This is a genomic window from Micromonospora sp. U56, assembly GCF_018070095.1.
GTDB classification, from domain to species: domain Bacteria; phylum Actinomycetota; class Actinomycetes; order Mycobacteriales; family Micromonosporaceae; genus Micromonospora; species Micromonospora purpureochromogenes.
On sequence record NZ_JAGPYL010000010.1, the window covers coordinates 66,626 to 93,462 of the forward strand.

A 26,837-nucleotide genomic window follows, 5' to 3' on the forward strand; every position below is an offset into this window, starting at 1 on the left:
GGTGCGGGGCAACAACTACTGGGGTCCGATCAAGCGAAACCGACTTGGTAATGCCGCTGGTCGAGGGGCGTCGGGCATCTGTAGGTTACCCATTAGAGTGGAGGTCGGTGCGGTCCGCAGGGCCGGTTCCCCTAGATAATGCCACATTCGAAACACGGGAAAGGCAAGGCCTTCGATCTGAGTCGGTGAAAACCTCCGACGCGGGCGAGTCTACGGCGCTTCCGATCGCTCAGCCGAGCGCCCTGTGGTGTCACGTCCGCGGACAACCCCGAACGGTGAGTCAAGTATTGCTGCCGTCTCAGCAGCGCTATCTGATGGCGGCCAGTATTGCCATCCGCGAGGCCGAGCAACGTCTCCGCTCACGTTCCGTCCTAAGTAGATCGCAACGTGATGCCGTATTGACCGGACTGTCGCTGCTGTTGACGTCGCACGCAACGTCAGCCAGCAGCCTGGCAACCTGGGACCCGCGGAGGCAACAGATAGCGTCTCCGGAGCAGCGCCCGATCCGGGTTGCTCCGGCGATGTTCGCCGAGGCAGGTCCGGCCACGATTCGTAGGTGGTGGCGGGCGAGTCTAACCCGGCTCGTCGAGCACATGAAGCGCTCGGGTCCTGCTGCGCCCGTCCATGCCCGACTAGCCGACGCAGCGCACACCGGCCTGCCAACATCTTGCGCCGACGCAGTCATCTGGGACCCACCTCACTATGACAATATTGACTATGCCGATAGGTCTCGCCCGTATGACCTTGTGCTCGCTGGCCTACCGTTTTCCCGGACCAGCTCGGCATCCGCAAAAACACACGGCGATACTTCACGACAGAGGGTCGGTTTCGACGTACAACGATACGAGGCCGAGCTGAGCGCACAGGCGAACGAGGTAATTCGCCTCTTGCGGCCGAATGCCCGGGCTGGCGTGTTGTGGACAGCGAGAGACGCGAGAGACCTGCAGGGCTTCCTCAACATCATCGCCAGCTCGGGCCTGGAACTACAGCAGGCAGTCCGCCTTACGGAACAGGCACCAACAAGCATTGCCCTAACGTCGCCAAACTCCGGGCCGCCAGTTACCTATCTCCTAGTGCTGCGCCAGATCGCTGGCGCTGCGCGCCGGTCACGCTTTCAGGTCGACGCGGGCCGTGTGCTGCACTTGGCTGACACGGGAGCTCCCGCACTTTACGAGGGGCTGGCGCGAGTCCTGCTCGACCACTGGGACGAGCAGGAGACCGTACGGCACCTGTCCGCAACAAAGCCCCCCGCTGCGGCGTTGATGGCCGCCGAGTACGTCGCCTCGCACCCAGCCCCTGCGGACCTACTGCTGGAACTCGGTCGACCAGCCCTCTTAAGGGTCCTCGATGAACTCGGTGGGGACCAGATGGCCGCAGCTAGTCCCGACGTACACGCCGTACCCCATGCCGTGCTGCGCCTTCTCGGCTTCAGCGTCGCCTCGTCCGGCGGTTTCTCAATACCCTCCGCGTTACGACGAGCCCAGCAGGCATCCGAACGCCTACGCCGTAGCACCGGCCTCCAAGACGCTCGGGAGATCACCCTGACGATAGTGACTGAGGTGGAGCGCATCCTGCGCTTCGCGTCCGTGACGTGGGGAAGCCTTATTGCTGACGACTGGACTAGGCCGGTTGCCGAGATCGTTGCCAAGTCATCCAACAAGACTTTCCGTGGCCTTCGCAGCATGGCATTTGGTGACTGGAAGACCGTCTTCTGTCTGTTGCCTGGCCGGCTGCGGAACCTACCGCAACGCGGCGCCATCTTTGACGTTGTCGCTACAACAGTTCGTAAGCAGAGGACCGACGAGCACCTCAGCGCCATTGTCCGCCTACGCAATGCGGTCGTACACGACCACGGCGATTACTTCAACCGCCCCCAGAGTGATCTGGTGAGAGAGATGTACTCAGCTTGCTCTCGCGCCATCGACGTGCTGTCTCACCTGTATCAGGCGCACGTTCTCCCAATGGCCCTGCAGCCACAAGAGGAGCGCCGCGACAGGTACGGGCGCCGGCTTCTCACCTTGACCGATGCAGAGGGAATGGCTGTCGAGGTATTCGTAGCTCAAGAAACCGATATGTCTCAGCCGCTGATCTATGTGACGTCGGGTGTCAGCATGCGGGATGTAGCGCCCATCCTCCTGCCGGCTAACACAATTGAGGCCGAGCTCGGCCAGGACCGTTACCCTCAGTGATTCCGCGCTCCTCGCACCCGATTATACCCGTGCCGTTCGTGAATGCGGCTCCGGCTGCGGCGCCTGCGAATGTCAGCTGCACATGCCCTGAATTCCTGCCCACGACGTACCCGGGACTGTGACCGGTCGGCCGCCGGTGGAGCTGATCCCTGATATAGAGAACACATCCGACGCCGTGACGGGAGTACTGTCGCAAGCTTGCTAAACCTGTCCCGGCTCCCTCGCCTCATACAATGGTAAGACCTCTCCGTGCACCATGCGGGCGAGATCCTTGCCGTATCGCCCGCGGGATCGAACTGGCGGCGCCACGCGGTGCGGCGCTCGCGGTGCAGGGGGGCTGCACCCCATGTCCATCGGCGCCTATAAAGGCCGGAGTGAACAAATGAGTTACGAAGGCCCCTCGCTCGGGTCGGCCGAAGCGGCTGCATCCAACAGTTCCGCCAGGATTTTCGCCTCCGCAGTACCCCAGGTGAACAACGCCACATCGCGCTTACTCGCATCGGCCACGGCGCGATCAAGGGACACGAGCTGCGGCGCCGCACCGGGCAGCGCGAGTTCCCAGACGCCATCCTCGGCGGGGTCGGGTCTGAACCACGGCGCAATGGCCTTATTGCCGACAACGGCGGTGGCTAAATCGGAGAGGGTGGCGGATGGGTGGAGCTCGGGAACTGACAGGGACTGCTGCTCCGCATCCGATAGGCGCACGTCGCCGCTGGTGGCCTCCTGGACGCGTTCCCGGATATCGCGGGCGGCTTGGGCCGCCGCTGTGTCCCGCTGGGTGGGGCCACCAGCCATCGCCGCTGCCTTGATCGCGGCCTCAGTCGCGGCGAGGACCGGCTGGGCGTCGCCGACGATCTCCATAAAGTCACCGAAGTCGTCCTTGATGGATGAGTAGATTGCCTGCTCGACGGTGTCAGCGTAGAAGTAGTTGCTGATGGTCACGACTTCGTGGGAGGCACCGATCCGGTCGACGCGTCCAATGCGCTGTTCCACTCGCATGAGGTTCCATGGCATGTCATAGTTGAACAGCCGGCCGCTGGTCTGCAGGTTCAGGCCCTCGCTCATGCTGTCGGTGCCGAGCAAGATGCGGATCTCGCCCTCCCGAAACAGCTGCTTCAGCTCATTTTTGGTTATCTTCGTCCAGGTGGACGTGACCGGGTCCCACCGCTCGCCGCCTCGGCCGGAGTAACACGCGACGCGCTGGTATGGGCCAGCGAGCCGGTCCCGTAGGTAGTCCAACGTGTCGGTGTACTGCGTGAAAAGCACGACGCTGTCGTAGCCGTTGAAGAGGGCGTCCTTGAGGTCGTCGTAGAGCCGCTCGGCCTTGGTGTCCTGGCCGCCGAGCTCCTCAATATCAGCAATAAACGAGTCGAGTTCGGCGATCTCGGCGGCCAGTAGATTGGCTGAGATCGGGTCCCGGACCCCGGTCAGGTCGACCCCGCTCTCGTCGTCCTCGGTTGCTGTCTTGTCGTCAGGATCGAGCAACTCGGAGATGGCGAGCGCCCGCCCGGCGGCGAGCGCGTCGCGGCGTCGCTTTAACGACAACCGGACGGCCTGGAAGCTGCTGGTTAGGCGGCGCCGGTACACCGTCATGATGAAGCCGAGGGCTCTGGCGGCGGGGTTCCCTGGGCTGGCGGCTATGTAGGCGTTGTAGTAGCGACTGATATAAGCGTCGATGCGCTCGTACAACTTCCGCTCGGCCGGGGACAGCCCGATGAACTCGTCGCGAATCGTGCGTCGCGGAATGATGAGGTCGGCGGGTAGCAGTCCCTGCTCCTGATAGCGGCGCATCGTGCCGCGGGTATGCCGGAACACGCGGTCCCGCATTGGAGTGTGCTCGCGCAGCCACTCGTCGGCGAGTTCGCATTGCCGGTCGTTCCACCCAAGGACGCGTTGGCGGCTGGGCGGGGGCGGCTGGTGCAGCCGCAGTATGCTGCGCGAGACCACTGGCCCTAGCTCGCTGACGACCTTGTTCCTCATCGGCTCGTCGGCGGCGACATCCGGGGCGTCGAGCTCGTCGCGGAGCATTCGCGACAGGAGCGGCCAGTCACGGTCGGCGTGCGGTCGGCGGAGCTCGGCGTAGTACCGCGCGAACTTGTCGGCGGATTCGGACCACTCACCTGGCAGCCCGAGGAGCTCGATGAGGTCCCACGCCTCGTGCGGTGCCATCTGCATGGGGGTGGCCGACGCTAGGTATAGCGCCTTCCAGGATCGCTGCGCCTTCATCGTCTGCAGCAGGCCCAGCAGCGTGTTCGGCGTGCCGTTCGCCTTCAGCCCGCGCCGGCGGGCGTGGTGCGCCTCGTCAACCAGCACCACGTCCCAGCTACCGGCGAGGACCTGCTCGCGCCGATCGGGGCGCCGGGCCAGATGGGAGGACGCGAGTACGACCGGGAAAGCCGTCCACGGATTTGCGGTTGGCTCGAACGGGATCTCTCGGTTGTGCCGGTCGAGGAACATGCCGCCCTCGTATCGCGGTACGTCCAGGCTGATCTTCTCGTGGAGCTCCTCCTGCCACTGCGACATAACGCTCGCGGGAACCAGCAGCAGGGCTGTCGCGGCCCGGCCGGACAAAAGCAGTTCTCGCAGGATCAGCCCGGCCTCGATGGTCTTCCCGAGGCCGACCTCGTCGGCGAGCAGGTAGCCGCGCGGGTAAGTCTCCACGGCCCGAATCGCGATGAGCTGCTGGTGGGGCAGCGGCACCGCGGCTGCGCTTGCCACTCCCACCATTGTGCGGGAAAGTGGCGCGCGCAGGATCTCCAACAGCCTGACCCGGTCGGCCTCAACTGCATTCTCGTCGGCCTCCGAGTCCCCGGTTGCCGTTGGGGTCCAGCCTCGCGCGGGGCCTCCACCCAGTGGGTCGTCCGGCACGTCAAAGTTGCGCAGCCGCGGATCGGGGTCGTGCGGGGGTGGAGTCCAGCCCGCCGGAACGATACTGATAAGACCCTGCCGGAGCGCGGCCGGAACCGGCAGCACCGCCCAGCCGGCGTCCGGCGTGCCGTTCCAGTGCTGCTCCAATCGGCGGGTGACATCCGCGCCGTACAGCGGCCACACGGCGTCATTCCATGACCAGTAGACGTGGAAGGTTTCGTGATTGCCAGCCCATCCGGCGACCGTCTCGTTGTCGCTGCCCGAGAACGCGACCTGTCGGCCGAGCGCGTCAGTGAAGAGCCCGTACTTCGAGTGGAAGTAGCGACGGGCCTGGTGCGGCCGTAGCGGATAACCCTGGCTGTCAACTGGCACCCCAACGCGGAGCTCAAGCAGGCCCTCGCGCAGCATCCAGGCGAATAACCGTAGGTGCTCCCTCTCGACAATGCTTACGCCCTCCGTAAGCGGCTCGAGGGATAGCCGCTCGGCGACTACTTGGTCCAGCGGCTCGCCGCGCAACACAGCGTCGACGTCCTCATCGGAGAGCTGCGCACCCACGACGAGCTGCATTCTTCCCCGACGGGCCGCGAACGGCGCGAACCCAGCAGCGGCACGCGCCAGGACCTGCGCACTGAAGTAGCCGACAAGCCGCCTGTATTCGATCGCCCGCGCCAGCAGCGGCACGTAGAACCGGGTGAGCGGCTGCTCCCCGGTCGAGTAGGCAACCTGCAGCGGAACTTGTGTGAGGTCTGACTCAGGCAGGGCCGGAGGCACGCGCTCGCCCCCAAGCCCTGCGAAGGCCGGCTCGATCACGTGAGCAAATCCGTGATCATGTCGCCCTGGATATGTGACTCCGTCTCCACTGGATCGGCCGGGACGGCCACTTGTGGGAGGTAAGCCGTGACGAGCCGGTCGAGGCACCCGGCGAGCGGAAGCACGAACGCGCCCTTAGCCCTGACGCGGGGTACGGCGTTGACGAGCGCCTGCACGGCGGCGACAAACCGACCATCCTTCGTCAAGCCCGTGCGGTCCATCAGTGCCTTGGCGTGTGCCAGGCCATCCTCGTCTGCGACCAGACACACCGTGTGGACCGCGTCCACCAGGCTGCCGAAGGAAGCGGCCTGCGGGCGAACGCCCGGCAGTCCTTCGTCGCCCGCCCGCGGCCGGACCCGCTCCTTCGGGCTCAGCAGCCGCACGGTGCCAGTCTTCTTCTCTAGAATTCTGACTCGCTTTAGCTCGTCGATGTCCAGTCCACCGACCGCTAGAGCCAAGCGCCGCCCTTCGTCAAAGGTGGCGGTGTCGTCCTTCACGACGTCCCAAAAACCGACAACGAAGTCGGTGAGCGGGTCGAACTCGATCGGGTGCCCGACGAGGCGTGCCCGCTGCACGCGCACGATTTCCGACCGCGCGATCGTCAGCGCCTCCTCGGGGCGAAGGAGTCTTGCCCGGCCGTTCTCGTCCGCCTCGCTGCTGTGGACTGGCCAGTGCTGGCTTACCACCCCGAGCGTTGGGCCATAGGCGGACAGCATAAGGTCCACGCCGTCGATCCCGTCGGCGCGAAACCGCTCCACGGCCTCGCGCGCGGCTTGGCGGACCTCGCCCTCGATATCTTCCAGATACACGTCGTGGGACGTGGTCTGCTGGGCGCGTCGCTTCCGACAGACCAGCATGATCGTGCTCGCAGCCGAGTTGACGCCCGACTGGTGGAGCGAGTGCTCGGCTTCGGTATTCACCGGCCAGGACGACTCGATCGTAAAGCCGGCCTTCAGCAGGCCCATGCCGAGCGTGTCCCACGCCTCGGCGCGCTTGTGGGTGAACATGACGGTCAGCACACCGTCGTCACGGAGGACCCGCCGGGCCTCCGTGAAGATCGCCGTCATCTTCGCCTCGTAATCCGCGTCTGCAAGAGCGCGCATTCTTTTGCCCATGTGCGCGAACCGGGACGCATTGGCAACGGCTTCGTTGTCCTTGTCGGCCACGTCGTCCGGGAACAGTTCCGGCGCAATTTGTCCGATGGTGCGCTTCTCCCAGACGTAGAAGAAGTCGCTGAGCTCGGCGTACATGACGTTGTCGTAGTAGGGAGGGTCCATGCACAGGTGGGCGACACTGCCGTCCGGTAGTTCGGGGATGTCTGCAGCGTTGCCCTGCGTGACCGTGATCTCTCGGCGCATCGGCTCGCCGGTCATGGCGTTGCAGCCCGTTTGAGCCATCAAGGTGGCGAGGCCCCCGTACGCATCAGTCAGCTGCTCCAGTGCCCAGGCGTACAGTGCGGTTCCTTCGAACTCGGCGAACGCCCACTTGAAGGAGAAGTCGTGTCGCTGAAAGACCTGCGCGATCTTCTGCCGCGACTGGTCCCAGGCGGCCGACTTCGCGTTGTACGTGATGCTCTTTCCCTGCATCGTCCCGAGCAGTGTGAGCACCGCCTTGGTGCGCTCGGCAGGTAGGGAACCCTGAATCTCCTGGATCAGCCGGCGGTACTCCTCTACGAAGATCCCGTGCACCAAGAGCTGGCGGCTGGTGAACATGTCTGCGAAGCCGTACATGCCGAATAGCCTCGGGCGGGAGCTGCGGCCTCGATCGCCCTTTTCCGCTAGTAGCTCTGTCGGTAGGACGTCCGTTGCGTACCATGCGGGCCGAAGCTCGGCCAGCGCCTCTTCGGCTGCCTCCACTGCTCGATGGTCGGCCGTTGTGGGGCTGCGGAACGCTCTCGTGCCATCGGGCAGCCGGACTGCGACCGCGTACAAGGTCGACGTCATGCGGCCGGCCTGGGCCTCGCTCTTGATGTACGCCTCATCAATCACTTGGTCGTCCCACGGGCTGAGGCCATCGCCCCGCTTCACCGTGCCGGCGGCGGGGTCAAAGTCGATGTCCTTGCCCCGCACAATCTCAAACTCGGGGCGATCCAGCACGCTGCGGCCGCGTTCGGTAATAAGTCGGACAGCAACCTCTTTCCCTTTCGCCGAGCGCAGCGTCCAGTCAGGGACGAGCGGCACGGGCTTGCCGGTGTTCGGGCAGGCCACGGTCTGCGCCCAGATATACGTCGCGACCTGCTCGTCCTCACCTGACGGGAAGTACTGCGCTACGCGCGCTTGCACGCGACTGGTCAGGAGGCCGCCCCACTTTTCCAGATCGGCAACTAGGTCCAGCCCATATTGAGCCGGGTACTGTACCCCGCTGCGCAGGACGGCCGCAGCGACTCCGTTGAGATCGTTGGCGTGGGTGCGCAGGCCCAGTCGGGTAGCGGCGAACGGGATACTCCCGCCCCCGGCGGTGACATCTGCGACCAGCGGTTGCTCGCCCCAGGTGCGATCTAGTACCGCTGCCAGCAGCCGGGTGTGATCCTCAGAGGGGTGGTTCCTGAAAGCTTGCTTGTACGTGTAGGGGTTTGGGATGCGAACCCCGCTGCTCACGGCGGCGTCGTAAGCCTTGCGGGCCTTCACAGGGTCGCCCCAGATGCCAACGAGGTACTTGAGCCAGTTGCGGTAAGCCGCCTCTGTTTGAAGCTGCGGGGCGTCGGGGAATGCCTTTGCAAGCTTCGGTGTCCAGGCCGGGAGAAGGCCGGCGAGCACAACCCCCGCACTCGCGACAAGCGGCCGCCGGGCCCACCACACATGCAAAAACGACAGCGGGGGGAGGGCGCTGGCGGCCGCGCGCTCGCGGCGGGACTCGATGCCTAGCTCGGCCATCGGCAGCCAGTCCTCCGAAAGGACCCGGGGGCTGTCCATGCTTACTCCTCTGCCAGAAATAGGCGAAGCGCCCGACGGACGCGTTCGGCATCGGGGCCGACAACCTTGGCGTACCAGTAGTAGGTCTCCTCCGTGCTCATGGCAGAGACCCCTGCGACAATTCGCCGAATGCGGTCCGGTTTACTCACGGGCTGAGCGGCGAGCAGGGCGAGCGCAAGCCGAACCCCAGCGGCTTCGTCCAGCGGGATCGGCCCGCGACGGGACAGCGACAGTACGCCGGCCTGGTGACCACTCGCGCGCACAGCGGCGACAAGCGCGTCGAGGAGCCGCGCGGTCTGCAGCGGGGTGGTGCTGGCGACCCTCGATGCGAGTGTCCGATTGCCATCGGCGTACGCCTCCTCGAGGCGCACGCCGTACCGGTCACCTTCACCGCTACGAGTGGGTGCGGGCTGAACCGTGAGCCGGAACGTCCGGATGCCGGCCTTGTGAAGCCCTGTCGCCATTGAGCGCCTTGCGACTGGGCTCGTCATGCGACGGTTCCTTCGACGGTGAGCTCGGACGGGCCGAGGCCACGGATCACGCCGTCGACGGTGCTGAACGCCTCGTCCGTGGGCGTCACGCCATTCTCGCCGAAGTCAAGCGTCAGGGTAAACGTACCGTCGACCTCGTTTGCTGCCTTGAAAAGTGCGACCAGCTTAGCGCTGACCTGCTGGTACCTGGCTTTGTCACCTTCGAGCCTGATGTCGACGGCGCCGTCCAGGCCGGGCAGCGACGCGGCTACGTCGACCGCGACCCGGGCGGGCTGCTTTGGCATCTGCGTGAGGGCCATACCGAGTAAGTCGAAGTCCTGCAGGCCGCTGCCCGCCTCGGCGCGAACAGTAAGCCGCATCTCGACGAGGGGCTTGCCTTTGTCTACCAGTGCGTCGCGGAAGTTGCCTAGCGCGATGCCGGCTTGGCCCGTCTTGGCCTCGATGCGCTTGGACACCGGCTTGGCGACGGCCGACTGGACGCCCAAACTGTCGGCCTCGGCCTTAGTGAGGATGTGAAAGCTGTCCAGGCTCCGCTCACGGATTTCCTTCACACCGAGCGCCTTCACACCGGCAGCAGGGGTAACGTCCGTGACGACAAGCTTGCCCTGCCGGAACGCCTCGGCGAGCTGATCGGCCACCTGCGCCTTGGTCGGCTCCTTCTGGCAACGGGCCTCGAGCGCGGCTCGCAGCGCGGGACCGGTGGTCGCCGGGCTGACGCTAGCAAGCACGTCCCCGAGGGACGGCGCACGGCCGAGGACGCCCTTAGCGGCCGCCTCCTCGGCGGTGTAAAGCTCGGCGGTGTCTACGAGCTGCACCGCCGGGGTGGCCGACGTCGCGCTGTACGCCTTCTCAGTGAGCGTGTCGTAGTAGACCCAACCGTCGTTGGCAATGCCCTTCTTAATCGCGTCCGTGAGTAGCGTCGGGTCGAGCAGCAGCAACGCGGACTGGTCCCTCCAGAACCAGTCGTTGATCTTTCTCGTCGTGGTCGACTCGGGCTTGTCCCAGGCGCGCTGTCGCAGCCAATTAGTTGGGATGGGCTCGGTGCGGACCTTACCTTCGTTGATGAGCAGCTCACGGACAGTACGGACCACGCTTTTGGCCGTGTCGCCCTTTTGCGCCGCTGGGAGCTCGCGGTGCGCGAGGTGGTTGCTGCTGGCGTCTTTGACCGGGTAGTACACGTGTTTGTAGCAGCGGGTGACAGCGATGCGGGCATTCAGGCCACTGTCGTCGTACATCTCGCGAACCCTCGTCTTGACCTCGTTCGCGAACGTCGCGAGGCGCGCCGGCTCGGTAACCAGCGCTTCCAGCGCTAGCTGGGAACGGACTCGGTCCTTGAGGTCCTCGACGGCTCCGGTGTCCGCAACGACGAACACCACAGCGTTGCGGTATGCCCGCAGGCTTCCTGCTGCTCCGGCGCGGTCGCGCATTTCGACCACTTGGGGAGGCGCCGTCGCCGACGAGGTGCCCTCCACCGATATGTGGTCGTAGTCGAAGGCCACAACTCGAAGGCGCGGATCGTCCGGGACAGAGGCAGGGCTAGTGGGAAAGACGACGGCAGTAACACCGGCATCGCTGGTGAAGGACTTGGCGATGAGGGCCTTGGTCTCCTCGGTAACCCGGGTGCTTGGGATATCGCGCTTGCCGTCCTCGACGATCTTGTTAACGTTTGGCTCGGTATGGAACCGCCACCGCGTGCCGTCGTAGGTCAGGTGCCAACAGACCCGCTCTGCCTCGGCCAAAGCCTCGTCAAGGATCTCCGGGGCTTCGCCGACGCGCAGCGTCCCTAGAACGTACTCGTTGCGCCCGGCGCCGACACCTGAGCGCATCTCCAGCGAGTGCAGGAACACCGTGGTGGCGGTGCGAGTGGCGAACGGCGGCTTGCCGGGGAAGCGGGCGACATCGACAGCGTGGCAGTGCGACTCTGGGCCGGCCAGATCGACCTTAGCGACGCCAGAGAAGGCCGCCCGGTCGATCGCGATGGTGAGGTGGTTGAGCGTGTTCAGCCGAGCGAGGTTGATGTCGGCGACGTTAATGATCTCGGGGTTGGCCGTGCCTTCCCACAAGTCCGCCACTACTTCCGCGAGGAGCTTGAGCGAGCCGCGGGCGCGCTGGAAGTTCGGGATGCTCCCCAGCCGCTTGTCCAGCACGCGGATCGTCTCCGGGTGGAACGGGTAGCTTGCGGCGACCGCGTCACCATAGTGAGCTGGGCTCTCCGCGCCGCCAGCCAGCGCAACGGTTGCCCCAACTTGTTGGTACAGGCCGCGGTACGCGTCTCCGGCTTCCTCCGCGGCGGTCGGATCGATGCTCTCGAACAGCCGCCGCTTGAGAATTTCCGCGACCTCGCTGTCGGTCGCCGGCTGGATCACCCGCCCCGACCGGGCGAGGACGCTGGCGCTCTCCGCGTGGGCCGTCGCAGCCCTGCTGGTGCCGTCGAGAAGGTGGCCGAGTTGACTCGTCTCCTTGGCGTAGGCGTCCCCGGAGGAGGCGAGGCTGATGATGACGACCACGCCGGGGTCACCCATCGCGAGTTCGAACAAGTTCTTGAGAAAGACCGGGACCTGGGCGGCGGAGCGGCGGACATTCTCGTTGCCGGACTCCGCCACCTGACGCAGGTGTTGAGCGATCTCGTCGATGATGATGACGGTCGGTCGGCCGGCCATGGCCTTACGAAGCGTCTCGGTCCCGGGGGCCGTCCGTTCCAGGTCGGACTGAGCGAGCGCTTGGTGGGCAGCCGGCCCGAGCTGAGCCCCCACCTCACCCCAGAGAGTGCGGCTCGTCAGGCCATTGGTGGCGAGACCGTTCACCGGATCCAGGGCGTCGCCGACGACGGCAGCGACGCTAACCGGCCCCTCGGGCAGCAGCGATGTGTCGACGAAGTCGTTGACGTTCGCCGGGCGGGCACCCTTTGCGAGGTGGTACACGGCCACCAAACTGTGGGTCTTGCCGCCGCCGAACGACGTCTCAGCGCGGAGGACGCCGTGATCGCCGTCATCGCCTGCGACGCCAGCAAGGCGTCCAAACGTCTTGGCGAGGAGTTGCTTCAAGCCGCTCGTCGGGTACGTCAGGTCGAAGAAGCGGTGTGCATCGGAGTAGACCTCGTAGCCACTCGGGTCTCGGACGACCTTGTCCAGCTGGGCGGCGAACTGGTTGTCGCTCATGCCGCCCGCGAGCACGTCCGGCCTCGGAACACAGGTGCTCCGAATGCCGCGAAGGGCGCTGCTCATTGGGCCTGCCTTCCGATCGTGATCCTCCGTCTACCGAGGAGTGAAGAGCCAGGATAAGGCGAGCCCGGCTCCGAATAGGACCCACCCTATGGCTGATGTCAGGCGAGAAGTGGAGCTGGTGCTGGCTCCTCGGCCGCGACCGCCCTGCCGTCCGCGCCTACCGCATACCGGCGACGGCGTCGCCGCCCGCCGCGCGCACCGCCACGATCCACTCGCACGCCTGCTTGCCGAAGTCCCGTCCCGCCACCGCTGGCACCGCCACCACGTTGGTCAGGCTCGCCCTTCGACCAACCGCTGCGGGGCGCGGTCGCAGCGCGGCCGTCAAGGCCGAACCTCCTTCGACCACGAGAGCAGGCACAGCCGCAACGTTGACGGGTCCCAATGCCCCCGATCAACGGGATTCGGCGATGTAAGCGGTCGCCCGTTACCTTTTTGATCGTCTCCAGCCCGGGGACTGCTCGGTCGTCCGGCCCGGTATGACTTACTGCCCCTGTCGTACGCATGATCCGGGGGTGTTGTCGCCGGGCCGGGTGGCGTCGACGGACCGCTGATAGGGACACGGCCACCTGCGGTGTTGGGGTAGGTCTCTTCGTAACGTGGCTGCCGGCAGCCGACGCCAGATCGGCGACCGGGCCGGCCGACGACGTCGCGGGGAGGCGATGCGGTGCACGGCGGTTATCAGGTGTTTCTCGGTCTGGATGTCGGCAAGGACGGGCACCACGCCGTCGCTCTGAACCGCGAGGGCAAGCGGCTGCACGACGCGGCGCTGGTCAATACCGAGGCCAAGCTGCGGCAGGTGTTAGACAAGCTCGCCCGGCACGGGCGAGTCTTGGTCGTGGTCGACCAGCCCGCCTCGATCGGGGCGCTGCCGGTCGCGGTCGCCCGTGCCTGCGGCCACCAGGTCGCCTATCTGCCTGGGCTGGCCATGCGCCGCATCGCCGATCTGCACCCAGGCGCCGCGAAGACCGACGCCCGCGACGCCTACGTCATCGCTGATGCCGCCCGCAGCCTGCCGCACACGCTGCGCCGCGTTGACGTCGGCGACGACGCCCTGGCCGAGCTTGAGGTCCTGGTCGGCTTCGACGACGACTTGGCCGGCGAGGCCACCCGCCTGGCGAACCGAATCCGTGGACTGCTCACCCAGATCCATCCCGCTCTGGAACGTGTGCTCGGCCCGAAGGTGCAGCACAAGGCCGTGCTGGAGCTGCTGTCACGCTGCGGCGGCCATGGCCGGGCTGCGCAAGGCCGGTCGGCGCAAGCTGGCCGCGATCGCGGGCAAGAACGCGCCTCGGATGGGCGAGCGCCTGGTCGAGCAGATCATGACGGCCCTGGACGAGCAGACCGTCACGGTTCCCGGCACCACGGCGGCCGAGACGATCCTGCCGAGGCTGGCCGACAGCCTGCGTGACGTGCTTCAGCAGCGCGACCAGGTCGCCGCCGAGGTGGAGAGGATGCTCGATGCCCACCCTCTCGCCCCGGTCCTGACCTCGATGCCCGGCATCGGCGTCAGGACCGCCGCCCGGATACTGCTCGAAGTCGGCGACGGCACCGCCTTCGCCACCCCCGGGCACCTTGCCGCCTACGCCGGTCTGGCCCCCGTCACCCGCCGCTCCGGCAGCAGCATCCGCGGCGAACACCCACCCCGAGGCGGCAACAAGCACCTCAAACGCGCTTTCTTCCTCGCCGCGTTCGCCGCCCTCGCCGACCCCACCAGCCGCGCCTACTACGACCGCAAACGAGCCGAAGGCAAACGCCGCAAGGCCGCCCTCATCTGTCTTGCCCGACGCCGCTGCGACGTCCTGTTCGTGATGCTCCGCGACAAGATCCCCTACCAACCACGTCCAGCGGCCCCCGTCGCCGCTTGACGAAGCCCATAGGGACACCCCCCCGCGTGCCCTAGCCGCGAGTGCGGGCGTCATGGCTGCGTCCACCTACGGGCGCGCATTGGTGCTCGACGGGTGCTCGGGCGCCGTGGACGGGCCCGTGGTCGGGTGGACTGACTGGGACGCCGACTCGACCGAATCGGGCCATGACCGCGAACAGATGGACTCACGCGACCCGGTTGGACCGGGTGACTCGACCAAGATCAGGCTCTTAATCCGCGGGTTCGGGGTTCGAGTCCCTGGCGGCGCACCACTGAAGGCCCAGTCACAGCACATCTCTGCTGTGACTGGGCCTTCGCGGTTTCTAGCGGTACAGCCATTGGTACAGCCGAACTCACCCGAAGAGCCGCTTCGCCGCTGCGTCCATAGCCGCCCGCTCGACCTCGGCCAGGACGTGTGCGTACGTGTTCATCGTCAACGCGATCTGGCTGTGGCCGAGGGTCTTCATCACGGTGCGGGGAGATGCGCCCGACGCGAGAAGGAACGTGGCGCAGGCATGTCGAAGATCATGCAGCCGTAACCAGGGCAGGCCTGCGCGAGCCCGAGTCGCATGCCAGGCACGGTCGACGTTGCGCGGCTCCATGGGCGTGCCGATCGTCGAGGCGAAGATCAAACCAAAGTCCTGCCAGCGCTCGCCCGCTTGGAGCCGTTCGGCCGCCTGCCGCCGCCGGTGAGTGCGGAAAAGCGCCATGGTCTGCTCGGGAACCGGCACGGTCCGCCGTGAGCGTTCCGTCTTCGGTTCGGCGAAGTGGAGCTGCCCACCAGCACGGAGCAGTGCCGGACTTGCCTGAGAAGCTGGCGCGCTTCCTTGACGGGCGAACCGACGGCCGGTCACCGGATCTGACCGTCCTGCAGCTTCGCCCCGGCGACCGGTTGCTGTTGTGCTCGGATGGACTGAGTTCGTACGTACCGCCGGGCCTCATCCGCAGTGCCCTCAACTCGGCTGACAGCCCGCCACACGTCGCCGACGCGCTCATTGCCGCCGCCATCGATCATGGCGGGCACGACAACGTCACGGTGATGGTCATCGACATCGCGGACCAAGCACTCGACGGACGCCGCTGATCGGTCACTGAGGGACAACAGGCACAGTGAACCCACTGCCGAATTCCGCTTTATCAGATCAAGAGCGGCCCGCAAAGCGGGCCGCGCCGGCCCGGTCCCGGCCTGCTGGCGACCTTCGGCCGGCATCGGCCGGGCCGGCCGGCCACGCTGAGGGGCGACCAGGACGCTGAAAGACCTCGGGGCTCCGCCCCGAACCCCGGCCCTCCTCAGAGATCAGCCGCGGATCACCTCGCCGGGCACCACAAGGGCTACCAGCCTCCCCGGACGGGGCCAAGGTCGTTCGGCTGGTGAGGCGCTCCACCTTGTCCCCGTCCGGGGAGGCTGGACGGTCTACGACTGCCCGACGAGGAGATCCTTCATCCCAACCAGCGCGCTTCGGCTCATGGAGGTTGAAGCCTGCCCACACCTATCGCACCTGTTCAGCCAGTAAGTAGCCTGTCCGAGTTCAGGCCATCGCGGTGGCAGAGCTGCCCTGGATGGAGACGCCCAGCTGCCCGCTCCGCCGATGGATGAGGAGTCAAAGCGCGTGGTGCATGACGTCAATGACCGTAGGGCAAGAGTGCTCGTCGCTGCGATTGCCATATTAGGGATGCTCTTCCTGGTGCCGGCATCATCAGTCCTGGGCACGTTCTGGTTTCGCCATGGGACGTTCAAGGATGGAGTGGTCGTCGACGCCCGCGTGTTGAAGGTGGTTCCAGGGCGAACCGGTGAAGCCGAGATCGAGTATTTCGCCGACGGTGACCGTCATCAGGGGTGGATCTACTGTGGCACCTCATGTTCTGACAAGGGGGATCAGATGGAGGTTGAGTACTCGACCAGCGACCCGAGTCAGGTGGTCCGGAACAGGGCGCGCCCGTTCTCGGTGATCGATGTACTTGCCCTTGTCGTTACCGGTGCCGGAATCGTGGTCTCCGGGGTTCTGCTCAGACGGGACATGGCCGCTCCTCGGCGGCATCGGCGAGCACGACCGCCCGACGAGCCGACAACGGCCTTCTTGTAGCCACAAGGCCCATGGGTCGTTCACCGGGCACAAGTCAGGGCCACCGGACAGCTACGCCGAGGCTACGGATCAGAGGAGCCGCCGGGCCCGGGCCCTCCACGGGCCAGTAGCCACAGGGCCGAGCGGTCACCAGCGGGCAGCAGACGTCAACGGCCCCGCCGCCGCGAGCAGGCTTTTCGGGCATCACAACCGGTTGAGCACGCTCTTCCAAACTGGCGCTCCGGGTCCAGCGCCAGCTACGCCGACAACTGCTGATACGCCGCGAGAATTAGCAGAGCGATGCCGACCACCGTCGTTGCCCAGCCGGCGCGCAAAGTTGCCGTTGGATGGCGAGGCCACCAGCCGCCCGGAGCCCAGGCAGGAAGGAGCGGTTCCTTGCCGCGGGATCGATGCCGCCGGTACACATAGCCTTGCCCAACGGAGATGAGGCCAAGGACGATGACCAGCAGCGCGGCGAGCGCCAGTTCGAACGGCCGGGCTTCGGCTCCCGCTGCAACACGCATGGCTGCGACGGTAGGCAGAGCTGCCCTTGCCCGCCACCCTCTGGGGCCAGCCGTACAGCCACTCGTACAGCCAAGCCTGCCGGCGAGCGCCGACGCTGCCCGACAAGGACGGACGGGCTGGGTTGCGTCCCGCCGGGTGGTGTAGAAGCTGACCGGCTTCGGCGTGCCGCCGAGATGGAGGTGGGTCATCGCGTGAGTCTCTGTGTGAACGACCAAGAACACGCAGAGGACGGAGTACGCGATGACCCTGGACCAGTCTGCCTTGTTGGACGTGCTGGATGCACTCAAGGCAGCCGAGGTGAATGATCGTGTCCGGCAGGCCGCGGAGACGATCTATCAGGCGTTGATCGAGGCGGAGTTGACCGCGGTGATCGGCGCCGCCCCGCACCAGCGCAGCGAGGCCCGGGTGGCGCAGCGCAACGGCCACCGCCCGCGCACCCTGACCACGACCGCCGGTGATCTGGATCTGCGGATCCCGAAGCTGCGTACCGGCTCGTTCTTCCCCAGCCTGCTTGAGCGGCGCCGGCGGGTGGATCAGGCGTTGTTCGCGGTGGTGATGGAGGCCTACCTGCACGGCGTGTCCACGCGCAAGGTCGACGACCTGGTCAAGGCGTTGGGCGCGGACTCGGGGATCTCCAAGTCCGAGGTGTCGCGGATCTGCGCCGACCTCGACGAGGAAGTGGGCGCCTTCCGCGACCGGTCCCTGGCCTCGGCCGCGTTCCCCTACGTCTTCCTCGACGCGACCTACTGCAAGGCCCGGGTCAACCGGCGAGTCGTCTCGCAGGCGATCGTGGTCGCCACCGGGGTTCGGGCCGACGGCTGGCGGGAGGTCCTGGGCTTCGCCGTCGGTGACAGCGAGGACGGCGCGTTCTGGACCGCGTTCCTGCGCAGCTTGAAGGCCCGCGGACTCGGCGGGGTGCAGCTGGTCATCTCCGACGCCCACACCGGCCTCAAGCAAGCCATCGCCGCGGTGCTGCTCGGCGCCGCGTGGCAACGCTGCCGGGTGCACTTCCTGCGCAACGTCCTGGCCCAGGTGCCCAAAGGCAATGCGGAGATGGTCGCCGCGGCGATCCGCACCATCTTCGCTCAACCCGACGCCGCCCACGTCCGCGAGCAGCTCGACGTCATCGCCGGCATGCTCGGCCGGCAGTTGCCCAAGGTCGAGACGATGCTCCGCGACGCCGCGCATGACCTGCTCGCCTTCACCGGGTTCCCGCCCAGTCATTGGAAGAAGATCTGGTCGACGAACCCCCTCGAACGGATGAACAAGGAGATCAAACGCCGCACCGACGTCGTCGGTGTCTTCCCCAACCCCGAAGCCCTGCTCCGCCTCGCCGGCGCCGTCCTCGTCGAAGCCCACGACGAATGGCAAACCGGCGACCGCCGCTACCTCGCCGAAGGCTCCATGGCCCAGATCAGCCCACCCCCGAAAGCCACCGCCGCCAGCGAACTCATCGCCGCCTAACCAGACTCGTTGCCAGCCCGGCAGCGAACCGGAAAACTGAACAGCGCACAGGGCCTCACGCAGGCGACCTACACCACGTCACGGGACGTGACCGACGGGCTGACCAGGAGCGCGATCACCTGACCAGCCATCCGCGATCTTCTCTTAATCCGCGGGTTCGGGGTTCGAGTCCCTGGCGGCGCACGGTGATCGAGGCCCTGGCCTGGCGTTTTACGTCGGGTCGGGGCCTTCTCCGTATCCCCGCCGATGGCCGGGTGCTCGCCTGGGTGCTCGGGAGCGGTTGGACGGTTTCCGGCAAGCCATGGGCGCGGTGCCGTGATCGTGGACACAAGCCACCCAGACCGTGGGGCGGCACGCGACCGGCAGCCGGGGTGCCGGCCAAGACGTGGCTCCGTCCTTGGGGTCCCCCATGGCGATCTTGAATCTGGCGCCCTTCTCTGGGCGCGGCGTCCTGCGGATCGTGCGGGAAGATCGGTGACGTGGATGTCCCCGAGCTTCTTGTCGAGCTGCCTGTCACGTGCCCGTGGTCGTTGCGGGTGAGGCCGGCAGCCCTGCCTTGTTAGCGGCCAGCAGGATAGTCTCCAGGCGTAGCCGGCCAGTGGGCGAGCTTCCTGGCCGTGCGCCTGGCCGTGCGGCCTACTGGCCGCGACGAGTCACGGTCGCTGGTTAGCCTCGTAGGCGCCAATTTGGCGCCTACGGTTGTCAGGTGCCCGATCTGGCCTTGCCCTACCAGTTGTGGCGGTAGCCGGGGAATTCCGACGTGCTGCCAGCACGGCCGCCGTATGGCCCTGCCTATAGGCTGATTGACGTGTCTGCTTCTGCGGTTAGGCTTCGCTTCGCGCCCTCTCCTACGGGCATGTTCCACGTGGGGAACGCTCGGTCGCTGCTGTTGAATTGGGTGGTAGCCCGACAGTCTGGCGGGACGCTGGTGTTGCGGATCGAGGACACCGATGCGGCACGCTCGCGGCCGGAGTGGACCGAGGGCATCGTGCGGGCGATGGCGTGGCTGGGTGTCGGCCCTGACGAGTACGAAGGTCCATTGTTCCAGTCGTCCTACGCGGCCGAGCACGCCAAGGCCGCGCAGCAGTTGTTCGACACAGGAAAGGCGTACTTCTGCGACTGCACGCGGGACGCGGTTCAGGCGCGGTCGGGCAGCCAGTACGCCGGGTACGACGGCTACTGCAGCAGTCGTGCGCTGGAGGCTGGCGAGGGCAGGGCGCTGCGGTTCCGGACGCCCGATGAGGGCGTGACGGTCGTCAAGGATCTTGTACGTGGTGAGCCGAGGTTCGAGAACCGGCTCATCGAGGACTTCGTCATCGCTCGTGGTGACGGGTCGCCGGTGTTCCTGCTCGCCAACGTGGTGGATGACATCGCGATGGGCATCACCCATGTGATTCGGGCGGAGGAGCACTTGCCGAACGCGCCGAAGCAGCAGTTGCTGTGGCAGGCTCTCGGGCACGAGCCGCCGACGTGGGCGCACACGCCGATCTTGGTGAACGAGAAGCGGCAGAAGCTGTCGAAGCGGCGGGACAAGGTTGCGCTGGAGATGCATCGGGATGAGGGTTTCCTGCCCTCGGCCATGCGCAACTATCTGATGCTGCTGGGCTGGGCGCCCTCCGGTGATCGTGAAATCGTGCCGTGGTCTGTGATCGAGGACGAGTTCCGCCTCGATCAGGTGAACTCGGCTCCGGCCTTCTTCGACCTGAAGAAGCTGACGGCGTTCAACGGGGAGTACATCCGGGCCTTGAGCCTCGAGGAGTTCGTCGCCGCCTGCGCCCCCTGGCTGACCGGGCCGTTCGTGACCGAGGAGGAGAAGGCCCAGGCCGGGTTCGGAATCACGGTCCCGCCGTGGCGGCCGGAGGCGTTCGACCCTGCGGTGTTCGGGAAGGTCGCTCCGCTGGCGCAGACGCGTATCAGTCTGCTGTCCGAGATCGTCCCGAACGTTGACTTCCTGTTCCTCGACACCGTCGAGATGGACGAGGCCGCGTGGGTGAAGGCGAGCAAGGACGCCAAGGTGCTGCCCGACGTTACCGCCGCGTTCGAGGCCCTCCCGTCGTGGGAGGTCGAGCCGCTGAAGCAGTCGTTGCTGGCGGTCGGTGAGGCGCACGGGCTGAAGCTGGGCAAGGCGCAGGCACCGGTCCGCGTCGCCGTCACCGGCCGATCGGTGGGTCTGCCGCTGTTCGAGTCGCTGGAGGTATTGGGCCGCCAGCGGACGCTAGACCGGCTGCGCGCGGCTGCGGCACACGCTGCCGGGTGAGGCGCTGGTACGTCGCGACCTGCTCGGCTAAGGGTCTACGCCATTCGGCGCAGACCCGTTCGATCAGATCGGGTCGCGCCGCTCCGACGTGGTGCGTCAGATCTCTGGCGGCGGTGCGTCGATCAAGCACGGCGGACATCTTTCGGTCGAGCGCCGCGAGGCGGGCCGGGTCGAAGTAGGAGTCCCGTGGAGCTGGCAGGACCGGCCGCAGCCGGTCGAGCACATGCCAGAACGTGTGCGGTGGCCTGCCCTCAATGAGGTAGGGCTCGGCCACGTACCAGCGGATGGACGACGGGCGGATGCACGTTGACGTGAGATCGGCGATCCGGACCGGTGAACCCATGGGCTCACGAAGCTTCGGCAGGAACAGATAGCACACGGGAGCCTGGCCGCCGAGTAGGAGCCGCAGTCGGTGCTGGATGCCGACAGCGTCGATCTTGTCGGTGCCGCGCACGATCACATTGATGCCCAGGTCGAGGTCGTCGACCACGGAGGCAAGGTGCCACAGCGCCCTGCCGTCCGCTCGGGTGAGTGGTACCCGATCTCTTGGCTGGCACCGGGGAGGCGTTGCGTTGACCACGGAAGTGCGCGCCGCCTCCACCGCCCCGGGAATGATCCGGTCGGCGGCTTGCAGGACAAGGCTGGGAACGCCTCGTGTCCAGGTGAGCACTCCCAGACCACGGAGGTGGTCGAGGGCCGCCCTGTACTGGTCTCGTTGCCGTCAACCTGCGCGGCGAGGCGCTCACCGCGCAGCCCACGCCGCTGCGCCTCCTGATAACACCACGGCACGGTCAGCAGGTACCGCGCCCGGGTCTGCAGCACCGAGGTCCCGGGAAACAGCAGGTCACTGAACGCGTCGCGGACCTGGCCGACGCCCAACTCGTCCCGGCTCTCCGCGTCGCTGAACAGCTTGAGCAGCTCACGCATCCGGTTTCTGGTCGTCGCGGGAACTGTCCAGCCAGCTCAACCCCGAGGCCATCAATACCCTCCGCTCATCCTTCTGCACCATCGATGAGGTCGCTGAGCGGACCGGTGGGCAGAGCGATCCAGCCCTCGACACGTGCGACCGTCCGCTGCTCGTCGCTCGGCTGGACTGCCTTGCCGATCGCCGCGGCGCGCGCGTTCAAGGCCGCGATCACCGAGTCGAACGCGTCATGGCTGCGCCGACACAGCCCCTCAAAAGCACCCAACTCCAGCCAGGGCGCGGCCTCGCGAAGCGCAGTAACCAGATCGGCATGCTGCATGTGCTGACCCCGGCCCTTGTAACCGCGGTACGCCAATCCCCAGCGGCACAGGGCCGCCGCCGGGTACACCTCCACGATCCTGCCCCCGCCGCAACGGTCGACGTCGTGTCCGGCGGCAGCGAGCATCGCCAGCAATCCGACGCAACGGAAGGCGGCGTGAGCGATGCGGTCCGCGGCCACACTGAGCGGGATGATGCTGGTCTCCTCGCGGACCACCTCGTCCGTCAGCCGGTAAGCCAGGTGACGCCGCCACTGGGCGCCGTCGGCATCGGCATCGGTGACGTGGCCGATTCGATGGGCCTGCACGAGCGAGACGAAAGGCTCCGGCCAGCCGAGGGGACAGTCCAGTCCGACCTTGTCAGCGTGCTCGCTGGCCTCGACGATGCGGGCGTCGCTGACGTCGAGGACCAGGTCCCGCACTATGGCGCGGTCCGGCAGCCATTCGACCGCGGCCATCGCCGTACGCATGTCCGCCGCTGCGAGGTCGACGCCGAGGGTCAGCACCGCACCACTCTAGGTGTCGTTAGCGCATTAGGGCATGGCTCGACCGACGGTCGTTAGCCGATGTTCAGCCGTATCCGGGATCCGATGTGCTGAGCCAGGGCTGGGTGCGGTGCGGCGGCGTCGTCCACGACGCGACGTTCCGCAGCACACCGATTCTTGTTAGTCCAATGGGCCGAGCGGCCGATTGCGGTGCACCCGGATCGCTCTTCGCGGTCAGGCGGCTGGCCTTCGACGTGGCCGGGCCCTAATGGCGGCGGCCAAGTCAGCGCCGGTTGCAGCCAGATCGATGGGCGTGCCGGCGAGCTGATTGGCCAGCTCATCGATGCGATATCGCAGCAGCCGCTGATATCGAACGGCGTAGACGGCGACATGAGTGACGCGGTGACCATCGTGATGGGCAAGCAGGGCGTACGTCAGGATCTGACGGATCAGCTCGTCAAGGTAGCGGTCTTCGTCGAGTCGACCGCTCTTCACTTCCAGCACGGTGGTACCAAGGAGGAAGTCGGTGTGGCGGTGTCCGTCGAGCAGGGACAGCTGCGCGGTCGCCGGCCCGTAGGAGCGGAAAGCGCTGTGGAAGCCACTGGAGTAGCTGGCCCAGACGGTACGGAACACACGTCTCGTGTGATACGTCTCCTCGGCACGACCGCTGAGGAGGCCCGGGTACTGCTCAAGGAGATGCTGCGCGACATCTACGGAGTCTGAGCAATGACGGTCGAGGTCGTTGAGCAAGTTACGGACGTGAGCGAGCCGACTGGCCACGGTGAAGATGCGCGCTGGCTGCAGCGCTGAGCCGCTACGGCGCCAGACGTCGTATGCCGTGGTGGCGTTAATGGTGGGCCGGTAGCCGGCCATGTTGAGCAATCGGGCCGCAAGGTCGTGGTCGAGGCAGTGGAGCAGGCGAAGGTACGGGCTCTGATCGCACAAGGCCAGACCAATCGCGAGTTCCACAACGTGGCCGAAGAACGACTTGTTCGGCGGGTCGATCAGCAGAACTGGACAGCGGCAAAGGTCCGCCGCAATTTCGGCGCGCAGAACATGCTGGTACGGAAACGTCTCGGCCAGCAAGGCGCCGACGGGATCCTGCGAGACGTCATGGGATCCGGCGATCATGGTGGTACTCCTCTCGCGGCGGGAGCGACGCTGACCACGGGTGCGGCAGCGTGGGGCCCGACTGGTAGGGAACGCGCGAGATAGGCGGCCCGTCCAGATAGGCGGCGCATGCTATCGGCGATCCGGGTCTGGTACACGAGGACCGGCCACTGCGTCCGTAACGAGTCAGCGAGTCGACGCAGATACAGCGCCTCCAGCAGTTGGCGGGTGAACCGGGCGAACGCGTCGCCGCGTACCAGGGTGCCCTCGAGGTAGAAGACGGCTACACGTCGTGAGGGCAAGGTCATCGAGCGCCTTTCGTCCGATGCGGGAAGAGAATCAGTGGATCGCGCTGGCAAATTCGGCGACCCTGCGGGCGAGGGGGCCACCGGCCCGTACCCATCTGAAGTGGCTGAGCCGGACACCCTCCTCGGCCGTCGTGTAGTGCATGCGCTTGACCGGTGCGGCCGTGAGCTTGCGGCACAGGTAGTCGAGGCCCGCTGCGGGTGCGTAACGGTCGCCCTCGACGCTGACGGCGAGCACCGGGGTCCGTAACTGGGCCAGGGCCGGCTCCGGGTCGAAGCCGTTCAGCGCCGGATACCGGCCGTGCCGGGCGGTGTACGACCAGTCGCCGATCACCCCGCGCGACTGCCGGCCTCCGAAACCCCAACCAGGCCAGACGCCGAAAAGTGCCGCGGTGGCCCCGACGCTCTGCGTCTGCGTCAGGGTGAGCACCCCGCGGGCACGGGGATACGTCCGCCAGTACGCCAGTCCCGCGGCCGCCACGACCATGCCGGCGATGCCAGCGCCGCCGGTTGACGCGAGGTGCAGCAGGCACGCGTGTGCACCCAACGAGTGGCCGAGCAGCAGTAGGGGCCGGCCCTCGAGCCGAGGTTTCAACACCGCCTGGACCGCGCCGACGTCAGCGGCGAGGTCAGCGTAGCCGTACCGGGAGGCCCGGCTGGGCCGCGGTGAGCTGGTACCGGTGCCGCGCAGGTCGGCCACGTGGACGGCCAATCCCACGTTTCGTAGCTCGATGGCGAAAGGACGATAGAAGCGCGCCGGCACGCCCATCGCCGGCCAGACCACTACGGCCGGCACGCCGGGAGTGTCCGGCTCGGGATAGGTCTGCAGCCCGAGGCGCTCCGCGCCGCGGTCGACATACTCCTGCTCGTACTCCACGGGCAACTCCTCCTTCTCGGGACCTTGGTGGCCGGCGTGCTCCGCCATCCGGCGGGCCACAGCGAGGTTGTCGCAGATGAGCCACCATGGTCGTATGACCCCGTCGGTCGGCCGCGGCCCCTGGCGCTCGGCCTGCATCAGACGTGCGCGGGAAACGCGTGTCTCCGCTCTGGCGCGCGGGCCAGTTGCCGGGACTGGGCCACGAGGCGGCCGGACTCATCCCAGACCTCAGCGTCTTCTTCGAAAAAGCCGCCCGCGAAGTTGCGGGTGGTGTGGCTGACCCGCAACCATCCGCCCGAGGGTCTCGCCCGCACGTGCACGGTGAGCTCTACCGTCGGCATCCACCCGAAGATCCCGAGTTCGAAGGCGGTCGGTGGCAGGCAGTCGGCGGCGAAGATCAGCAGCAGGGGATCGGGCTGGCGACCATCGGGCATCCGAAGCCAGCCACGCAGTGCTCCAACGCCCGAGGGCTGTCCGAATGCCCAGCCGACGGTGGACGGGTCGAGCCGGAGGTCCATCTGCCGGATGAAGGGTGCCCGCTCAAGGAATGCGGGCGGTGCATGGTCGGCCGGGAGGCAGTCGTCAGGGTCGGGCATGCGGGGCGGAGCGGCTGTGGTGAGCACCTCGTCGGTGAGCGCGCCCAGGTCGCCGTAGCTGGCCAGCACCCGCAGCCGTTCCACCTCTGTGCCGTCCTTGCCGGATTGCATCAGCCGCGCCGCACCGGTGGAGAGGTGGCGACCGGATCGCACCGACCCGGTGCGTACGGTCACCGGACCGGGGTGGCAGGCGGAGAGGAAGTAGGCGGTCAGGGCGAACGGGTCGCGGTGGCCGGACCCGCTGCCGAGTTCCTTGGACAGGGCCCGGGCGACGAGGGCGGAGAGCAGACCGCCGTTGATGCCAGCGCCGACCCGCCACCCGTCGGGCAGGACGGCATCGAACACCGATTCGTCATCACCGCGTGGAGTGACCGCTGTGGCACGGTCAAAGTCGCTGCACAACGGGTCCTGGCTCAACGTCTCACCGGCTTGTTGCATCTTTCTGGCTCCTTCCGCGGTCGTTCGGGGAGGGCGGCGATCCATCGCGGTAGGCCCGCCGGGGGCGGGGTGGGCGAGGGGTCCCCGGTCACACTGCCCCAGACGAACGTCCAGAGTTCATTGGCGATCAGCGCCGGATCAGGCCGTGGTTGCCACGTAAGCGCAACGCCAACCGTGGTCCTCATGCCGCCGAGTACCGCCGCGGCGAGCAGGCGCGGGTCGCGGCCGGATGGAAGATCGCCCTCCGCCTGCCCATGGCCGATATTGCGGGCACCCCGCTCGATAGCGGCATCAAGCCGTTGTGCCTCGACCGCCGCCACGTCTGCGTCCCGGGCCAGCGGGCCCAGCACAATCGGAGCCAGAGGCTCGTCGAACAGGAACCGCACCCAGGCGCTGGTGCGTTCGTGCTCGCGTTCATACCAGCTCTGGCCCGGGAAGGACGCGTGCAGCACCGCGTTGTCAAGCCGGTCGTAGAACAGCTCCACGACGGTGGTGAGCAGACCGCTGCGAGTGCCGAAGTACCGGTACGGCAAGCCCACGGACACCCCCGCCCGGCGAGCAACCGTCGCCATCTCCAGCCAGCCCCGGTTGTCGATCAGCTCCTCAGCGGCGGCCTGCAGCAGGCGCTCGCGGGCTCGTTGGCCGCGGACCGACAGCGAGGACGCGGCAAGGGTCGATGCCATGTCGAGGATACTAAGTTGAGTTCAGCTCATTTGTCTAGATGGCTAGTCGCGCGGCGCCGTTGCGTTGCCGGATCGATGGCCGCGTTGAACCCGTGTCGGATCGGCGGTCAGATCGCCCTGTGGGACAAGGCAATCGAAATCCAGAGCTCGCTGGTGCGCGGGAACATCGCCCGGGCCCGCCAGCGGAACTCAGAGGCGACACCAGCACAGGTAATCGGCGGTCTCAAGTAGTCAGTGCATCACATGAGATGATCATGAGACGTTACTGATTCGGAGGCAGGACTAACGCGCCAAGGGCGCAGCTGTCGACAGACATCCCATGAGCGGAGCGGTCAAGCTGCGGCGGTTTGGTCGTGCGCTTCGCGGTGGTGCCAGGCGGTGGCCTCGTCGTAGGGGGTGCGGGTTTTGAGGCAGCCGTGGAGGATGCCGACGAG

Annotated in this window: 18 protein-coding genes and 1 pseudogene; 6 read left to right on the top strand and 13 right to left on the bottom strand. The window is 66.7% G+C overall.

Translation table 11 applies throughout. The features are described 5' to 3' along the window. Window positions 1-1,550: 1,550 nt before the first annotated feature. Complete coding sequence (locus KBX37_RS06560) at window positions 1,551-2,189, top strand: hypothetical protein (protein WP_210775019.1); 639 nt, start codon at window positions 1,551-1,553, stop codon at window positions 2,187-2,189. Window positions 2,190-2,576: 387 nt separating this feature from the next. Here the strand turns inward: KBX37_RS06560 and KBX37_RS06565 are convergent, their stop codons facing one another. The 4 genes from KBX37_RS06565 to KBX37_RS06580 form a co-directional block, all read right to left on the bottom strand. Next, window positions 2,577-5,867 (bottom strand): DEAD/DEAH box helicase, encoded by a 3,291-nt coding sequence (locus tag KBX37_RS06565; protein ID WP_210775020.1) that lies wholly within the window; start codon window positions 5,865-5,867, stop codon window positions 2,577-2,579. Continuing rightward, window positions 5,864-8,779: a DUF1156 domain-containing protein gene (locus tag KBX37_RS06570; protein ID WP_210775021.1), complete on the bottom strand. Its 2,916-nt coding sequence runs from the start codon at window positions 8,777-8,779 to the stop codon at window positions 5,864-5,866. The genes KBX37_RS06565 and KBX37_RS06570 overlap by 4 nt, the downstream gene beginning before the upstream one ends. A 2-nt stretch (window positions 8,780-8,781) precedes the next feature. After that, complete coding sequence (locus KBX37_RS06575) at window positions 8,782-9,150, bottom strand: hypothetical protein (RefSeq protein WP_210775022.1); 369 nt, start codon at window positions 9,148-9,150, stop codon at window positions 8,782-8,784. Window positions 9,151-9,266: 116 nt separating this feature from the next. Beyond that, window positions 9,267-12,494 carry an ATP-binding protein gene (locus tag KBX37_RS06580; RefSeq protein ID WP_210775023.1) on the bottom strand — a complete coding sequence of 1,076 codons (3,228 nt, stop codon included), beginning with the start codon at window positions 12,492-12,494 and terminating at the stop codon, window positions 9,267-9,269. Between the two features lie 664 nt (window positions 12,495-13,158). Between KBX37_RS06580 and KBX37_RS06585 the strand changes: the two are divergent. Further along, window positions 13,159-14,359, top strand: a pseudogene (locus tag KBX37_RS06585) (IS110 family transposase). Window positions 14,360-14,711: 352 nt separating this feature from the next. Here the strand turns inward: KBX37_RS06585 and KBX37_RS06590 are convergent. After that, the gene (locus tag KBX37_RS06590; protein WP_210775024.1) at window positions 14,712-15,212 is read right to left on the bottom strand and encodes a site-specific integrase; all 501 of its coding nucleotides are present in this window, start codon (window positions 15,210-15,212) and stop codon (window positions 14,712-14,714) included. On the opposite strand from KBX37_RS06590, the gene KBX37_RS06595 reads away from it, so the two are divergent. Together KBX37_RS06595 and KBX37_RS06600 are read left to right on the top strand one after the other, a co-directional pair. Then, window positions 15,161-15,442: a PP2C family serine/threonine-protein phosphatase gene (locus KBX37_RS06595; RefSeq protein ID WP_210775025.1), complete on the top strand. Its 282-nt coding sequence runs from the start codon at window positions 15,161-15,163 to the stop codon at window positions 15,440-15,442. The two genes, KBX37_RS06590 and KBX37_RS06595, sit on opposite strands and share 52 nt — an antisense overlap. A gap of 505 nt (window positions 15,443-15,947) precedes the next feature. Then, window positions 15,948-16,442 (top strand): hypothetical protein, encoded by a 495-nt coding sequence (locus KBX37_RS06600; RefSeq protein ID WP_210775026.1) that lies wholly within the window; start codon window positions 15,948-15,950, stop codon window positions 16,440-16,442. A 236-nt stretch (window positions 16,443-16,678) separates the two neighbouring features. On the opposite strand, the gene KBX37_RS06605 is transcribed toward KBX37_RS06600, so the two are convergent. Next, the gene (locus KBX37_RS06605; protein WP_210775027.1) at window positions 16,679-16,945 is read right to left on the bottom strand and encodes a hypothetical protein; all 267 of its coding nucleotides are present in this window, start codon (window positions 16,943-16,945) and stop codon (window positions 16,679-16,681) included. A gap of 241 nt (window positions 16,946-17,186) precedes the next feature. Between KBX37_RS06605 and KBX37_RS06610 the strand changes: the two genes are divergently transcribed. Beyond that, window positions 17,187-18,410 carry an IS256 family transposase gene (locus KBX37_RS06610; RefSeq protein WP_210775028.1) on the top strand — a complete coding sequence of 408 codons (1,224 nt, stop codon included), beginning with the start codon at window positions 17,187-17,189 and terminating at the stop codon, window positions 18,408-18,410. Window positions 18,411-19,218: 808 nt separating this feature from the next. After that, window positions 19,219-20,667 carry a glutamate--tRNA ligase gene (gltX, locus tag KBX37_RS06615; protein WP_307848979.1) on the top strand — a complete coding sequence of 483 codons (1,449 nt, stop codon included), beginning with the start codon at window positions 19,219-19,221 and terminating at the stop codon, window positions 20,665-20,667. On the opposite strand, the gene KBX37_RS06620 is transcribed toward gltX, so the two are convergent. From KBX37_RS06620 to KBX37_RS06645, 7 genes are all read right to left on the bottom strand, one after another. Further along, window positions 20,561-21,157: a hypothetical protein gene (locus KBX37_RS06620; RefSeq protein WP_210775030.1), complete on the bottom strand. Its 597-nt coding sequence runs from the start codon at window positions 21,155-21,157 to the stop codon at window positions 20,561-20,563. The two genes, gltX and KBX37_RS06620, sit on opposite strands and share 107 nt — an antisense overlap. Beyond that, window positions 21,124-21,594 (bottom strand): DUF6361 family protein, encoded by a 471-nt coding sequence (locus tag KBX37_RS35905; protein WP_374103677.1) that lies wholly within the window; start codon window positions 21,592-21,594, stop codon window positions 21,124-21,126. Before KBX37_RS35905 ends, KBX37_RS06620 begins: the two co-directional genes overlap by 34 nt. 65 nt (window positions 21,595-21,659) lie before the next feature. After that, on the bottom strand, window positions 21,660-22,415 hold the full coding sequence (locus KBX37_RS06625) for a DUF429 domain-containing protein (protein WP_210775031.1): 756 nt from the start codon (window positions 22,413-22,415) through the stop codon (window positions 21,660-21,662). Between the two features lie 213 nt (window positions 22,416-22,628). Beyond that, window positions 22,629-23,525: a hypothetical protein gene (locus KBX37_RS06630; protein ID WP_210775032.1), complete on the bottom strand. Its 897-nt coding sequence runs from the start codon at window positions 23,523-23,525 to the stop codon at window positions 22,629-22,631. 318 nt (window positions 23,526-23,843) lie between these two features. Then, a complete protein-coding gene (locus KBX37_RS06635; RefSeq protein ID WP_210775033.1) occupies window positions 23,844-24,734 on the bottom strand; it encodes an alpha/beta fold hydrolase in 891 nt (296 codons plus the stop codon). A gap of 89 nt (window positions 24,735-24,823) precedes the next feature. After that, window positions 24,824-25,720, bottom strand: coding sequence for a thioesterase family protein (locus KBX37_RS06640; protein ID WP_210775034.1), 897 nt, complete (start codon window positions 25,718-25,720; stop codon window positions 24,824-24,826). Next, window positions 25,696-26,403 carry a TetR/AcrR family transcriptional regulator gene (locus tag KBX37_RS06645; protein WP_210775035.1) on the bottom strand — a complete coding sequence of 236 codons (708 nt, stop codon included), beginning with the start codon at window positions 26,401-26,403 and terminating at the stop codon, window positions 25,696-25,698. The genes KBX37_RS06640 and KBX37_RS06645 overlap by 25 nt, the downstream gene beginning before the upstream one ends. Window positions 26,404-26,837: the final 434 nt, after the last annotated feature.

What these genes read in the sequence shown, in the direction of transcription:
- KBX37_RS06645 (WP_210775035.1), bottom strand. Translation starts at nt 26,403, where the DNA reads ATGGCATCGACCCTTGCCGCGTCCTCGCTGTCGGTCCGCGGCCAACGA.
- KBX37_RS06600 (WP_210775026.1), top strand. Translation starts at nt 15,948, where the DNA reads ATGGATGAGGAGTCAAAGCGCGTGGTGCATGACGTCAATGACCGTAGG.
- KBX37_RS06570 (WP_210775021.1), bottom strand. Translation starts at nt 8,779, where the DNA reads ATGGACAGCCCCCGGGTCCTTTCGGAGGACTGGCTGCCGATGGCCGAG.
- KBX37_RS06640 (WP_210775034.1), bottom strand. Translation starts at nt 25,720, where the DNA reads ATGCAACAAGCCGGTGAGACGTTGAGCCAGGACCCGTTGTGCAGCGAC.
- KBX37_RS06605 (WP_210775027.1), bottom strand. Translation starts at nt 16,945, where the DNA reads ATGCGTGTTGCAGCGGGAGCCGAAGCCCGGCCGTTCGAACTGGCGCTC.
- KBX37_RS06580 (WP_210775023.1), bottom strand. Translation starts at nt 12,494, where the DNA reads ATGAGCAGCGCCCTTCGCGGCATTCGGAGCACCTGTGTTCCGAGGCCG.
- KBX37_RS06635 (WP_210775033.1), bottom strand. Translation starts at nt 24,734, where the DNA reads ATGGCGGAGCACGCCGGCCACCAAGGTCCCGAGAAGGAGGAGTTGCCC.
- KBX37_RS06610 (WP_210775028.1), top strand. Translation starts at nt 17,187, where the DNA reads ATGACCCTGGACCAGTCTGCCTTGTTGGACGTGCTGGATGCACTCAAG.
- KBX37_RS35905 (WP_374103677.1), bottom strand. Translation starts at nt 21,594, where the DNA reads ATGCGTGAGCTGCTCAAGCTGTTCAGCGACGCGGAGAGCCGGGACGAG.
- KBX37_RS06630 (WP_210775032.1), bottom strand. Translation starts at nt 23,525, where the DNA reads ATGATCGCCGGATCCCATGACGTCTCGCAGGATCCCGTCGGCGCCTTG.